At 71.7% G+C, this 12,692-nt stretch carries 13 protein-coding genes; 10 read left to right on the top strand and 3 right to left on the bottom strand.

Annotation, left to right across the window (positions count from 1 at the left end; all coding sequences use genetic code 11):
• Window positions 1–44 precede the first annotated feature (44 nt).
• The 7 genes from KK483_RS26525 to KK483_RS26555 all read left to right on the top strand — a co-directional run bounded on the left by KK483_RS26525 (window position 45) and on the right by KK483_RS26555 (window position 8,268).
• Window positions 45–827, top strand: coding sequence for a hypothetical protein (locus KK483_RS26525; protein ID WP_262007725.1), 783 nt, complete (start codon window positions 45–47; stop codon window positions 825–827).
• A gap of 66 nt (window positions 828–893) precedes the next feature.
• Window positions 894–2,156: a 1-deoxy-D-xylulose-5-phosphate reductoisomerase gene (dxr, locus tag KK483_RS26530; RefSeq protein WP_262007726.1), complete on the top strand. Its 1,263-nt coding sequence runs from the start codon at window positions 894–896 to the stop codon at window positions 2,154–2,156.
• Window positions 2,153–3,454: an RIP metalloprotease gene (locus KK483_RS26535; RefSeq protein WP_262007727.1), complete on the top strand. Its 1,302-nt coding sequence runs from the start codon at window positions 2,153–2,155 to the stop codon at window positions 3,452–3,454. The genes dxr and KK483_RS26535 overlap by 4 nt, the downstream gene beginning before the upstream one ends.
• Before the next feature lie 174 nt (window positions 3,455–3,628).
• The gene (gene ispG, locus KK483_RS26540; protein ID WP_262007728.1) at window positions 3,629–4,807 is read left to right on the top strand and encodes a flavodoxin-dependent (E)-4-hydroxy-3-methylbut-2-enyl-diphosphate synthase; all 1,179 of its coding nucleotides are present in this window, start codon (window positions 3,629–3,631) and stop codon (window positions 4,805–4,807) included.
• A gap of 148 nt (window positions 4,808–4,955) precedes the next feature.
• Window positions 4,956–5,798 carry a GNAT family N-acetyltransferase gene (locus KK483_RS26545; RefSeq protein WP_262009703.1) on the top strand — a complete coding sequence of 281 codons (843 nt, stop codon included), beginning with the start codon at window positions 4,956–4,958 and terminating at the stop codon, window positions 5,796–5,798.
• Between the two features lie 42 nt (window positions 5,799–5,840).
• Entirely contained in the window at window positions 5,841–6,380 is a 540-nt protein-coding gene (locus tag KK483_RS26550) for a GNAT family N-acetyltransferase (protein WP_262007729.1), read from the top strand.
• A 190-nt stretch (window positions 6,381–6,570) separates the two neighbouring features.
• Window positions 6,571–8,268, top strand: a complete 1,698-nt coding sequence (locus tag KK483_RS26555) for a proline--tRNA ligase (protein ID WP_262007730.1) — start codon at window positions 6,571–6,573, stop codon at window positions 8,266–8,268.
• 319 nt (window positions 8,269–8,587) lie between these two features.
• On the opposite strand, the gene KK483_RS26560 is transcribed toward KK483_RS26555, so the two are convergent.
• The 3 genes from KK483_RS26560 to KK483_RS26570 are packed head-to-tail and all read right to left on the bottom strand — an operon-like array spanning window position 8,588 to window position 10,502.
• Complete coding sequence (locus KK483_RS26560) at window positions 8,588–9,466, bottom strand: aminoglycoside phosphotransferase family protein (RefSeq protein WP_262007731.1); 879 nt, start codon at window positions 9,464–9,466, stop codon at window positions 8,588–8,590.
• A 32-nt stretch (window positions 9,467–9,498) separates the two neighbouring features.
• On the bottom strand, window positions 9,499–9,957 hold the full coding sequence (locus tag KK483_RS26565; RefSeq protein WP_262007732.1) for a ferritin-like domain-containing protein: 459 nt from the start codon (window positions 9,955–9,957) through the stop codon (window positions 9,499–9,501).
• Window positions 9,954–10,502 (bottom strand): hypothetical protein, encoded by a 549-nt coding sequence (locus tag KK483_RS26570; protein WP_262007733.1) that lies wholly within the window; start codon window positions 10,500–10,502, stop codon window positions 9,954–9,956. The genes KK483_RS26565 and KK483_RS26570 overlap by 4 nt, the downstream gene beginning before the upstream one ends.
• Before the next feature lie 164 nt (window positions 10,503–10,666).
• Here KK483_RS26570 and rimP point away from each other — a divergent pair, with 164 nt between their 5' ends.
• The 3 genes from rimP (at window position 10,667) to KK483_RS26585 (ending at window position 12,599) form a co-directional block, all read left to right on the top strand.
• Complete coding sequence (rimP, locus tag KK483_RS26575) at window positions 10,667–11,179, top strand: ribosome maturation factor RimP (RefSeq protein WP_262007734.1); 513 nt, start codon at window positions 10,667–10,669, stop codon at window positions 11,177–11,179.
• 2 nt (window positions 11,180–11,181) lie between these two features.
• Complete coding sequence (gene nusA / locus KK483_RS26580; RefSeq protein WP_262007735.1) at window positions 11,182–12,189, top strand: transcription termination factor NusA; 1,008 nt, start codon at window positions 11,182–11,184, stop codon at window positions 12,187–12,189.
• Between the two features lie 131 nt (window positions 12,190–12,320).
• Window positions 12,321–12,599 carry a YlxR family protein gene (locus KK483_RS26585; protein ID WP_262007736.1) on the top strand — a complete coding sequence of 93 codons (279 nt, stop codon included), beginning with the start codon at window positions 12,321–12,323 and terminating at the stop codon, window positions 12,597–12,599.
• Window positions 12,600–12,692: the final 93 nt, after the last annotated feature.

Below are 12,692 nucleotides of genomic sequence, written 5' to 3' on the forward strand. Positions count from 1 at the left end.
CCACAATCGGGCCTCGATCCGATCAACCGAAGGACGGGGCAGGGATGTTCGAGGCGGGGTACCGACGGATACGGCGGCGCACGGCGGCCGTGGCACTGGCCGCAGCCGTACTCACCGCAACGGCGGGCTGCGGCGACGGCGACCCGCCCGCCGCCGACGACAAGCCCGGGGCGAGCACCACCGGCACCGGCGCCCCGGCCCCCGGGGCGTTGACCGAGGGGCAGCTCACCGCCCGCTCCTTCACCGAGGGTGAGAAGGTCGGCAGGTACACCGCGTCCGAGTACACCCTCGGCGCCCCGCTCGGCGAGGAGTACACCGCCGACCCCGTCGTCTGCCAGCCGCTGGTCAGCCTCGCCCGCGGAGCCACCGCGTACGCCCCATCGGCCGAGGTGCACCGCAAGGTCGACGTCCCCGAGGAGATGACCGGCACCACCGTCGCCGTGACGCTGCGCAGCTACAGCACCAAGGACGCCGCGGCCGTCATGAAGGCCCTCGACACCGCAGGCAAGGAGTGCGCCGCCGGATTCACCGAGGTGCGCGCCATCGCCAAGGCGACGTACCTCACGGTGGAGCCGGTTAAGGCGCCGGCCGTCGGCGGCGAGGCGGACGAGGCGAAGGCGTTCCGCTTCACCGTGCTCGACGTGAAGGGGAAGCTGAAGCTGTACGAGTACCTCACCGTCCTCCGCTCCGGCTCGACCACGCTCTCCTTCCGCGGCGAGATCACCGGCACCAAGGACATCGGAGGAGTGCCGCAGGAAGTGATCACGGCCCAGTGGGAGAAGTTCTCCGCGGGGGACACAGGGGCCGCCGAGGGCGCGGGCGCGTAGCGGCTCGGGGAGGTGCACGGGGACGCCCTGTCGGGACGCACCGCGGTTGCGGACACAATGGGGGGCATGAGCGACAGCCCATCCCCCCTCGCCGACCCGCACATCGTCTTCGATCCGGCCGAAGGCCGCCGGGACATCGTCGTCCTCGGCTCCACCGGGTCCATCGGCACGCAGGCCATCGACCTGGTCCTGCGCAACCCCGACCGTTTCCGCGTCACCGGCCTCTCCGCCGCCGGCGGCCGGGTCGAGCTGCTCGCCGAGCAGGCGCACCGGCTGCGGGTCGGCACGGTCGCCGTCGCCCGTGAGGAGGCCGTCCCCGCGCTCCGCGAGGCGCTCCGGTCGCTGTACGGGACGGGCGAGCCGCTCCCCGAGATCCTCGCCGGGCCCGGTGCGGCGACCGAGCTCGCCGCGTCGGACTGCCACACCGTGCTCAACGGCATCACCGGCTCCATCGGCCTCGCGCCGACGCTCGCCGCCCTCGAAGCGGGCCGCACGCTCGCCCTCGCCAACAAGGAGTCGCTGATCGTCGGCGGCCCCCTGGTCAGGGCGCTGGCGAAGCCCGGCCAGATCATCCCCGTCGACTCCGAGCACGCCGCGCTCTTCCAGGCGCTCGCCGCCGGCACCCGCGCCGACGTCCGCAAGCTCGTCGTGACCGCGTCCGGCGGCCCCTTCCGCGGCCGTACGAAGGCCGAACTGGCGGACGTCACCCCGAAGGACGCCCTCGCGCACCCCACCTGGGCCATGGGCCCGGTGATCACGGTCAACAGCGCGACCCTCGTCAACAAGGGCCTGGAGGTCATCGAGGCGCACCTCCTCTACGACATCCCGTTCGACCGCATCGAGGTGGTTGTCCACCCGCAGTCCTACGTCCACTCGATGGTGGAGTTCGAGGACGGCTCGACCCTCGCGCAGGCCACCCCGCCGGACATGCGCGGCCCGATCGCCATCGGCATCGGCTGGCCGCAGCGGGTGCCCGACGCGGCCCCCGCCTTCGACTGGTCCACGGCCTCCACCTGGGAGTTCTTTCCGCTCGACACCGAGGCGTTCCCCTCCGTGGGGCTCGCACGCCACGTCGGGGAACTGGGCGGCACGGCACCGGCGGTGTTCAATGCCGCCAACGAGGAATGCGTGGACGCGTTTCTCGCGGGACGGCTGCCGTTCAACGGAATCATGGATACGGTCACGGCAGTCGTCGGCGAACACCCGGGCGTACGGGGAACCTCGCTGACGGTCCCGGACGTCCTGGAAGCGGAGACCTGGGCGCGCGCCCGCGCCCGGGAACTGGCGCAACAGGCAGCGACGAAGGCGACAGCGGAGGCTCGCGCATGACGATTCTGTTGACGGTCCTCGGCATTGTGCTGTTCGCCGTCGGCCTGCTCTTCTCCATCGCCTGGCACGAGCTCGGCCATCTCTCCACGGCCAAGCTCTTCGGTATCCGCGTGCCCCAGTACATGGTGGGCTTCGGCCCCACGATCTGGTCGCGGCACAAGGGCGAGACGGAGTACGGAATCAAGGCGATCCCGGCCGGCGGCTACATCCGCATGATCGGGATGTTCCCGCCGGGTGACGACGGGCGCATCGAGGCCCGCTCCACCTCCCCCTGGCGCGGCATGATCGAGGACGCCCGCTCCGCGGCCTTCGAGGAGCTGAAGCCCGGCGACGAGACCCGGCTCTTCTACACGCGCAAGCCGTGGAAGCGCGTCATCGTGATGTTCGCGGGCCCGTTCATGAACCTGGTGCTCGCCGTCGCGATCTTCCTCGGGGTCGCGATGTCGTTCGGCTTCCAGACCCAGACCACCGAGGTCGCCGGGGTCCAGCAGTGCGTCATCCCGCAGAGCGAGGACCGCAACACCTGCGAGAAGAGCGACCCGGTCTCCCCCGGGGCGGCCGCCGGCCTGCAGAAGGGCGACCGGATCGTCGCCTTCGACGGAGTGCCCGTCAAGGACTGGACCGACCTGTCCAACCGCATCCGGGAGACCATCGGCCCCGCCACCATCACCGTGCAGCGCGGCGGCGAGGAGAAGGTCCTCGACGCCACCCTGCGGGAGAACCTGGTGGCCAAGAAGGACGCCGACGGAGAAGTCGTCCCCGACGAGTTCGTCCGCGCCGGTTACCTCGGCTTCGCGGCCAGGAGCGAGATCGTGCCGCAGACCCTCGGCCAGTCCCTGGACCGTATGGGCGACATGATCGAGAACGGTGTCGAGTCGATCATCTCGCTCCCCGCCAAGGTCCCCGACCTGTGGGACGCGGCCTTCGGCGACGGCGAGCGCAAGGACGACTCCCCGGTCGGCGTGGTCGGTGCCGCGCGCATCAGCGGCGAGGTGCTCAACCTGGACGCACCCACGCAGAACATCGTCGCCACGTTCCTGATGCTGCTCGCCGGCTTCAACCTCTCCCTCTTCCTGTTCAACATGCTTCCGCTGCTGCCGCTCGACGGCGGCCACATCGCCGGGGCGCTCTGGGAGTCCGTACGCCGCAACGTCGCCAGGCTCTTCCGCCGGCCCGACCCCGGGCCCTTCGACGTGGCGAAGCTGATGCCGGTCGCCTATGTGGTGGCGGGGATCTTCATCTGCTTCACCCTGCTCGTCCTGGTCGCCGACATCGTCAACCCGGTGAAAATCTCCTAGCAACGAGCTGTTCAGAGTGGCCGGGCACCATGGGTGCCCGGCCACTCACATCTCCGCAGACATACGGAGCCACGACCGGCGCGGTGTGCTCGGGCCGAGGCCCGTGGCGTAACCTCGAAGGCCGGAGCCCGCCGATCTCGGGACCTCGATCCACACCTTGGGGTTGCACAGCAGATGACCGCGATTTCTCTCGGAATGCCGTCCGTTCCGACCAAGCTCGCCGACCGGCGGGTCAGCCGCAAGATCCAGGTCGGCTCGGTCGCCGTCGGCGGGGACGCTCCCGTCTCCGTGCAGTCGATGACGACGACGCGGACCTCCGACATCGGCGCGACCCTTCAGCAGATCGCCGAGCTGACCGCGTCCGGCTGCCAGATCGTCCGCGTCGCCTGCCCCACCCAGGACGACGCCGACGCGCTCGCCACGATCGCCAGGAAGTCGCAGATCCCGGTGATCGCGGACATCCACTTCCAGCCGAAGTACGTCTTCGCCGCGATCGACGCGGGCTGCGCCGCGGTCCGGGTGAACCCGGGCAACATCAAGCAGTTCGACGACAAGGTCAAGGAGATCGCGCGGGCCGCGGGCGACGCGGGCACCCCGATCCGTATCGGCGTCAACGCCGGCTCGCTCGACGCCCGGCTGCTGAAGAAGTACGGCAAGGCCACCCCCGAGGCTCTCGTCGAGTCCGCCCTGTGGGAGGCGTCGCTCTTCGAGGAGCACGGCTTCCGCGACATCAAGATCTCGGTCAAGCACAACGACCCGGTCGTCATGGTCAACGCCTACCGCCAGCTGGCCGCCCAGTGCGACTACCCGCTGCACCTCGGCGTCACCGAGGCCGGCCCCGCCTTCCAGGGCACCATCAAGTCCGCCGTCGCCTTCGGCGCCCTGCTCAGCGAGGGCATCGGCGACACCATCCGGGTCTCGCTCTCCGCGCCGCCGGCCGAGGAGGTCAAGGTCGGCATCCAGATCCTGGAGTCGCTCAACCTGCGCCAGCGCCGCCTGGAGATCGTCTCCTGCCCGTCCTGCGGCCGCGCCCAGGTCGATGTCTACAAGCTCGCCGACCAGGTCACGGCCGGTCTGGAGGGCATGGAGGTGCCGCTGCGCGTCGCCGTCATGGGCTGCGTCGTCAACGGCCCGGGCGAGGCCCGCGAGGCCGACCTCGGCGTCGCCTCCGGCAACGGCAAGGGCCAGATCTTCGTCAAGGGCGAGGTCATCAAGACCGTGCCCGAGTCGAAGATCGTCGAGACCCTCATCGAAGAGGCCCTGAAGATCGCCGAGCAGATGGAGAAGGACGGCGTCGCCTCCGGCGCTCCGACCGTCATCGCCGCCGGCGAGGACCCGGTCCCCGTCGGCTGACCCACCGCGTCCCCAGGAAGGGACCGGCCCCCACCGGGGCCGGTCCCTTCCTCGCATGCGGTGCCGCACGGCATCTCCGGGTACAGTGCGGAAATCAGCAGCCCACAGGCCCGACCGGTGCCGAAGGAGTGTTGGAGCCGCCCTCTTGTTGATGCAGACGACCACCCGGGTCCTCGACCCCGGAGACCTCGGAGCCGCGCTCGCCGTCCTGGAGAGCGAGCCCGTCGTCAACGCCTTCGTCACGTCCCGCGTCCAGGTCGCCGGGCTCGACCCCTGGCGGCTCGGCGGCGAGATGTGGGGCTGGTACGAGGACGGCCGGCTCCGCTCGCTCTGCTACTCCGGCGCCAACCTCGTGCCCATCTGCGCCACCCCCGAAGCCGTGCGCGCCTTCGCCGACCGCGCGCGCCGGTCCGGCCGCCGCTGCTCGTCCATCGTCGGCCCCGCCGAACCCACCGGACTGCTGTGGCGGCTCCTCGAACCCAGCTGGGGACCGGCCCGCGAGGTCCGCTCCCACCAACCGCTGATGGTCACCGAGGCCATGCCGCAGGGCGTCGCCCCCGATCCGTACGTCCGCCGCATCCAGAAGGACGAGATGGAGGTGATCATGCCCGCGTGCGTGGCCATGTTCACCGAGGAGGTCGGGGTCTCGCCCCTCGCTGGCGACGGCGGGCTGCTCTACCAGGCACGGGTCGCCGAGCTCGTCGGCTCCGGGCGCTCCTTCGCCCGGATAGAGGACGGCAGGGTCGTCTTCAAGGCCGAGATCGGCGCGGCGACCCCGCAGGCGTGCCAGATCCAGGGCGTCTGGGTCGCCCCCGAGTTCCGCGGCCGCGGCCTCTCCGAGACCGGCATGACCGCCGTCCTGCGGTACGCCCTCGCCGATGTGGCGCCCGTCGTCAGCCTGTACGTCAACGACTTCAACACCGCCGCCCGCGCGGCCTACCGCCGCGTCGGGTTCCGCGAGGTCGGCGCGTTCATGAGCGTGCTGTTCTGACGTGCTGTTCCGACCCGATCGGGGCCAAGTAGGGTGCCCGGCATGGAACACGATGTCGTGGTCGGCCCCGTCAACCTCGCGGCCCGCGTCGACGACGCGCTCGCCGTGCAGGCCCTCGCCTTCGGGCTCAGCGAGGACGAGATCGCGATCCGCCGCCATATCGTGCTCCGGCACCTGCTCTGCCCCGGCGCCTGCGCCCTCGGTGCGACGACCCCGGACGGCCGGCTCGTCGGCTTCGTGTACGGCATGCCCAACGACCGCACCCACTGGTGGTCCACGGTGGTCGAGCCGTATCTGCGCAGGAGCGGTGCCGACGACTGGCTCGACGACTCCTTCGTCATCACCGAGCTCCATGTCCACCCCGCCCACCAGGGCAGGGGCATCGGCCGCTCCCTGATCACCACCATCACGGACACCGCCGCCCAGCCCCGCTCGATCCTCTCCGCGATCGACACCGAGAGCCCGGCGCGCGGGCTCTACCGGGCACTCGGCTACCAGGACCTGGCCCGGCACGTCCTCTTCCCCAGTGCGCCGAAGCCGTACGCGGTGATGGGTGCGCCGCTGCCGCTGCGGCGGGGGTGATGGGGGCCTGCCGGGGGTCCGGGGGTCGTCCCCCGGGAGGTGCAGCCCGAGTGCGCCGGAGCCGTATGCGGTGATGGGGGCGCCGCTGCCGCTGCGGCGGGACTTCTCGCGGGGGAACTGATTTCCACCCGCCGGGACTGCCCGGCTAACCTCCTGCACATCACCCTTTCTTGTACGCAGGAGATAACCCATGGCAGCCCAGGTCCAGCGCATGTCCCGTCTGATGGTCAAGACACTGCGCGACGACCCGGCGGACGCGGAGACGCTCAGCCACAAGCTCCTGGTCCGCGCGGGCTACGTCCGCCGCAACGCCGCCGGCATCTGGAGCTGGCTGCCGCTGGGCATGCGCGTGCTGGAGAACGTCGCGCGCGTCGTCCGCGAGGAGATGGACGCGATCGGTGCGCAGGAGGTCCTGCTGCCCGCGCTGCTGCCGAAGGAGCCGTACGAGGCGACCGGCCGCTGGGACGAGTACGGCGCGGAGCTCTTCCGCCTCCAGGACCGCAAGGGCGCGGACTACCTGCTGGGCCCGACGCACGAGGAGATCTTCACCCAGCTGGTGAAGGACCAGTGCACCTCGTACAAGGACCTGCCGGTCATCCTGTACCAGATCCAGACGAAGTACCGGGACGAGGCGCGTCCCCGCTCCGGCATCCTGCGCGGCCGTGAGTTCCAGATGAAGGACTCGTACTCCTTCGACACCTCCGACGAGGGCCTGGCCGAGTCCTACCGGCTGCACCGCGAGGCGTACATCAAGATCTTCAGCCGGCTCGGCCTGGAGCACCGCATCGTCTCGGCCGTCTCCGGGGCGATGGGCGGCTCGGCCTCCGAGGAGTTCCTCGCGCCGGCGCCCGCCGGCGAGGACACGTTCGTGTACTGCCCGTCCTGCGACTACGCCGCGAACACCGAGGCCGTCACCTTCAAGGCCCCCGTCGTGGAGGGTGTGGAGCACGGGCCGGTCGAGGAGCTGGACACCCCCGACACCCCGACCATCGAGACGCTGGCCGAGCACCTCGGTGTCCCCGCGTCCGCCACCCTGAAGAACCTCCTCGTGAAGGTCGACGGCGAGATCGTCGCGGTCGGCGTGCCGGGCGACCGCGAGGTCGACCTGGGCAAGCTCACCGACCACCTCGCACCGGCCACCGTCGAGCTGGTCACCGCCGAGGACTTCGAGGGCAGGCCCGACCTGGTCCGCGGCTACGTCGGCCCGCAGGGTCTGGAGAAGGTCCGCTACATCGCCGACCCGCGCGTCGCGCCCGGCACGGCGTGGATCACCGGCGCGAACAAGCCGGACACGCACGCGAAGAACGTCGTCTGCGGCCGTGACTTCGAGGTCGACGACCGTCTCGACGTCGTCGTGGTCGAGGACGGCGACCCGTGCCCGTCCTGCGGGGCCGGGCTGAAGCTGGACCGCGCGATCGAGATCGGCCACATCTTCCAGCTGGGCCGCAAGTACGCGGACGCCTTCCAGCTCGACGTGCTGGGCCAGAACGGCAAGCCGGTCCGCGTGACCATGGGCTCCTACGGCATCGGCGTCTCGCGCGCGGTCGCGGCGCTGGCCGAGCAGCACGCGGACGAGCAGGGTCTGTGCTGGCCGCGCGAGATCGCCCCGGCCGACGTGCACGTCGTGGCGGCGGGCAAGGCCCTCCAGACCGAGCTGGCCCTCGACGTCGCCGAGCAGCTCGGTGCGGCGGGGGCGCGGGTCCTGGTCGACGACCGCGCGGGCGTCTCCCCGGGCGTGAAGTTCACGGACGCGGAGCTCATCGGCGTCCCGACGATCCTCGTCGCCGGCCGCCGCTCGGCGGAGGGCGTCGTCGAACTCAAGGACCGTCGCACGGGCGAGCGCGAGGAGCTCCCGGTGGCGGAGGCGATCGCCCGAGTCCTCTCCTGACGGAGCACGTTCCGGGCTCGGAGAGCAGTGGTGCCCCCGTGGGTGGTGGTCGGTGACCGCCACCCACGGGGGTGACTCCGACACCCCCAGCCCGTCCGGCACTTGGGGACGGTCGCCCGGTGCTGACCGGGACCGGCCGGCGGCCCGAAGGCCGGGCGGCGGCGTCCGGTACGTGCGACCGCTGGGCGGAGGAGGAGTCCATGCGGTGGGGGCACGTCCCGTGCCCGAAGGGCTACAGGGGTGAGGGCACCCTCCCAGGCGTGAGCTCTGGGGGAGCGTGCCAGGCGTCGCCGGCAGACGGGACTCTCAAGACAACGCCCTAGAGCCAGGCCGCCAGCTCCAAGGACAGTTCCGCCTCGCGGCCGCGGCCGGAGACCATCGCTCGGGTGGCCGATTCCACCGCGCGGAAGAGGGTCCAGCCGCGCAGCCGGTCCGGGTCCAGGTCCAGGGAGTCCGCCAGGCGGTTCACACGGCGGCGGGCCGCCGAGGGGCCCGAGACCGTCGCGATGAGGTCCTCGACCCGGTCGCGGACGAGGCGGGCCAGGTCGTACGCCCGCTCACCGACCAGCGGCTCGGGCCCGACCGTCAGCCACGGCGCCCGGTCACCGCCGAGGACCTTGCTCTGGCGGAAGTTGCCGTGGAGGAGCAGCTCCTCGGCCGCCCCGGCCAGCAGCTCCTCGCGCGCCCCCAGCGCCCCGGACACGAGCGCAGGCGGCGCCTCGTCGGCGTGCTCCGACAGGGCTGCGGCCTGCCGCCCCGTACGCTCGGCGACCGTCTCGAAGGCATGGCCGGCGGGCGGCTCCACCCACAGCCGCCGCACCGTCCCCGCCGCCTCCAGGAGCGCCTTCGACTCCGGGAGCGACCGCACCGACACCTCGGGATGCAGCCGCTCCAGCAGCAGCGCCCCCTCGGACGCGTCCAGCACCCGGACCGCGCCGAACCCGTTCCAGCACTCCAGCGCGGCCCCCTCAAGACCGGCCGCGGCGGAGGGCGGGACGAGCTTCAGCGCAGCGGGCGAGCCGTCCGACCGCCGTACGAGCGCGACCAGGCTGCTGCGCCCGCCGGGGGCGACCACCCGTTCCACGTCCAGACCGTGCCGGACGACCGCGTCCTCCAGGAGCTTGGGCAGCTGCCCGAGCCATTCGCTCTCGCCGAGCGGGAGCGCCCGCACCAGACGCTGGGGCGGTTCGAAAGCCATACGTGCGTGGTTCCCTTTCACTGCCCGGGCGATCACCCGGCGGTCCGGCCGACCGCGACGGCCGGCTCGGTGAGCTCCGTGAGCCCCGGAAAGGCTACGCCGCTGCCCCGCCACCGCACCGCCCGCACCGCCGCTTCGCGCAGCGCACCGGCGGCCTCCCTCCGCAGCGGACCCTCGGCGGCGCGCACCAGGTCGGAGTAGACGCCCGCGACCCGGTCCTCCAGCACCGCGGCGAGCCGTACGGCAGCGGCCGCGTCCGGCACCGGGAACGGCAGCACATAGGCGGCGTCCGCGACCACCGGCTTGCCGCCCAGGTCACGCACCGTTCGCTCCAGGGCGTCGCGGCGCGCGCGGTGCGCCTCGTACGCAGCCGTCGCCTCCGCCCGCCTGGCGGGGGCGACGCGTCCGCCGACGACGCCGTAGCCGTACACCGCCGCATGCTCGGCGGCGAGCGCGGCCTGCGCGGCCCGCGTGGTGTGGAGGGTGCTCATGCCACCGCCCCTTCCGTCAGCAGGTACACGTGCACGGCGCCGGCCGCGGCGACCGAGGCCAGCAGCCGGGCGTACTCGGGCGGTGCACCGGACAGCGCGACAGCGTGCGCGTCGGCCGCGCGCTGCTCGGCGGCGGCCAGTTCCTGCACGGCCGTACGGGCATCGCCGGACACGGGGACGGGCGCGGGCGACGGTGCGGCCGACGCGGACGGGCCCGCGGTGGCGGACGCCGCGGGAGAGGGGCCCGCGGGGCCCCGCGCTCCTGCCGGCGCCAGCGCCTTCACATGCCGCGCCACCTCCGCCCGCAGCGGTGCCAGTCGCGCGGCGAGCCCCGGATGGGCGATCAGGACGGCGTCGTATCGGGCCAGCAGACCGGCGCTGGCCGTGGTGCTCCTGCGCCGCAGCGCGGTCTCCGCGGAGACGGGCCCCGGCGCCGTCGGCCGTGCGGGCGTCCCGCCCGACGCGCACCCGGTCAGCGCGGCCGCGGCCGCCATCGCACCCGTCGCCATGAGCGCACGTCTGCGCGTCGTTCCCGTGCGCTCCACGCGGGTCTCCTCGTGCCCAGGACCTGTCCTCGGTGTGATCACCGCAGGCGAGCGTACCTTCGCGTCAGCCCTGGGTGGACGGCAACACCCCCCGCGACCGGATACCCTTTGTGCTGACACGCGACGAAACCCACAACAGCACACGCGGCCGAGGAGTCACCCGGATGAGCACCACCCAGAGCGAGAGGCTGCGCGGACTGCTCGAACCGCTCGTCAGCGCCGCGGATCTGGATCTGGAAGAGATCGAACTGTCCCGGGCCGGCCGTCGCCGTGTGCTGCGGGTCGTCGTGGATTCCGAGGACGGCGTCGATCTGGACGCCTGCGCCGAGCTGAGCCGTGTCATCTCCGACAAGCTCGACGAGACCGACGCCATGGGCGACGACGAGTACCAGCTCGAAGTGACCTCCCCGGGAGCCGAGCGCCCGCTCAAGGAGCACCGTCACTACCTGCGCGCCAAGGGCCGGCTGGCCAGGTTCCAGCTGACCACCCCGGAGGGACAGCCCGCCGGTGAGCTGGTCGCGCGGATCCTCGACCTGGACGACGATGGCCTCGACCTGGAGGTGCCGGGCGTGAAGGGCCGTAAGCCCACCACCCGGCGCATCGCCTTCGACGAGATCGCCAAGGCGCGTGTGGAGATCGAGTTCAGCCGCAAGGACAAGAAGGAAGAGGAGGCGTAGCCGTGGACATCGACGTGAAGCTCCTGAGGGGCTTGGCACAGGAGAAGGAGATTGCCTTCGACCTGTTGGTCGAGGCGATCGAGTCGGCCCTCCTCATCGCGTACCACCGCACCCCGGACAGCCGTCGCCACGCCCGTGTCGTGCTGGACCGCCAGACCGGTCATGTGACCGTGTGGGCCAAGGAGGACCCGTCCGAGCTCGAGGAGGGCCAGGAGCCCCGCGAGTTCGACGACACCCCGCACGACTTCGGCCGTATCGCCGCCTCGACCGCCCGCCAGGTCATCCAGCAGCGGCTGCGGGACGCCGAGAACGACGTCACCTTCGGCGAGTACGCCCGCCGTGAGGGGGATGTCGTCGCCGGCCAGGTCCAGCAGGGCAAGGACCCCAAGAACGTCCTGGTCAAGCTGGACGACAAGCTGGAGGCCATCCTGCCGGTGCAGGAGCAGGTGCCGGGCGAGGAGTACACGCACGGGCTGCGGCTGCGCACGTACGTCGTCCGGGTGGCCAAGGGGGTGCGCGGCCCGTCCGTCACCCTGTCGAGGACGCACCCCAATCTGGTGAAGAAGCTCTTCGCCCTGGAGGTCCCCGAGATCGCGGACGGCTCGGTCGAGATCGCCGCGATCGCCCGGGAGGCCGGCCACCGGACCAAGATCGCCGTGCGGTCGACCCGGAGCGGCCTGAACGCCAAGGGCGCGTGCATCGGCCCGATGGGCGGCCGTGTGCGCAATGTGATGGCCGAGCTGCACGGCGAGAAGATCGACATCGTCGACTGGTCGGACGACCCGGGCGAGATGGTCGCCAACGCGCTCTCCCCGGCGCGGGTATCCAAGGTCGAGATCGTCGACCTCGCCGCCCGCTCGGCCCGGGTGACGGTGCCGGACTACCAGCTGTCGCTGGCGATCGGCAAGGAAGGGCAGAACGCCCGGCTCGCCGCCCGTCTCACCGGATGGCGTATCGACATCCGCCCGGACACCGAGCAGCCGGCCGAGCAGCCGGCCGAGCAGGACTGACCCGGTCCAGGGCCCTGGAAACACGGCGCTCACCCGTTGCGTGACCGCGGGATCGCCGAGAGTTTTGAGCCATCAACTGTTCGATTCTTGCCCCAAAGGGGTGAGGTCGGTACGGGGAGGTAGACTTAACGTTGTCTGGCCGGACGCAAGCCCGCGCCTGCCCTGAGCGAACCTGCGTGGGATGCCGGGAGCGAGCGGCCAAGAGCGATCTGCTGCGCATCGTGGCGATCGAGGACGCATGTGTCCCCGATCATCGCGGTACGCTGCCCGGCCGGGGTGCGTATCTGCACCCCGCCTCGGTCTGTCTCGACCTGGCGGTCCGCCGCCGGGCGTTCCCGAGGGCCCTCAGGGTCCAGGGGCCGCTCGATACCGCGGATGTTCGCCTGGCCGTCGAGAAGACGGCGGCGTAGGCAGCACCGTAAGAAGAGAGAAAGCAGTACCGCACGGAACCCCATGCGGTCAGGTACCTCGCGAGTCGGAAGTAGGTCGAGATTGCGATGAGC

Source organism: Streptomyces sp. FIT100 (assembly GCF_024584805.1).
In the GTDB taxonomy this organism is placed as follows: domain Bacteria; phylum Actinomycetota; class Actinomycetes; order Streptomycetales; family Streptomycetaceae; genus Streptomyces.

What these genes read in the sequence shown, in the direction of transcription:
- KK483_RS26560 (WP_262007731.1), bottom strand. Translation starts at nt 9,466, where the DNA reads ATGGCTTTCGAACCGCCCCAGCGTCTGGTGCGGGCGCTCCCGCTCGGC.
- KK483_RS26550 (WP_262007729.1), top strand. Translation starts at nt 5,841, where the DNA reads ATGGAACACGATGTCGTGGTCGGCCCCGTCAACCTCGCGGCCCGCGTC.
- KK483_RS26555 (WP_262007730.1), top strand. Translation starts at nt 6,571, where the DNA reads ATGGCAGCCCAGGTCCAGCGCATGTCCCGTCTGATGGTCAAGACACTG.
- dxr (WP_262007726.1), top strand. Translation starts at nt 894, where the DNA reads ATGAGCGACAGCCCATCCCCCCTCGCCGACCCGCACATCGTCTTCGAT.
- ispG (WP_262007728.1), top strand. Translation starts at nt 3,629, where the DNA reads ATGACCGCGATTTCTCTCGGAATGCCGTCCGTTCCGACCAAGCTCGCC.
- KK483_RS26565 (WP_262007732.1), bottom strand. Translation starts at nt 9,957, where the DNA reads ATGAGCACCCTCCACACCACGCGGGCCGCGCAGGCCGCGCTCGCCGCC.
- KK483_RS26525 (WP_262007725.1), top strand. Translation starts at nt 45, where the DNA reads ATGTTCGAGGCGGGGTACCGACGGATACGGCGGCGCACGGCGGCCGTG.
- rimP (WP_262007734.1), top strand. Translation starts at nt 10,667, where the DNA reads ATGAGCACCACCCAGAGCGAGAGGCTGCGCGGACTGCTCGAACCGCTC.
- KK483_RS26535 (WP_262007727.1), top strand. Translation starts at nt 2,153, where the DNA reads ATGACGATTCTGTTGACGGTCCTCGGCATTGTGCTGTTCGCCGTCGGC.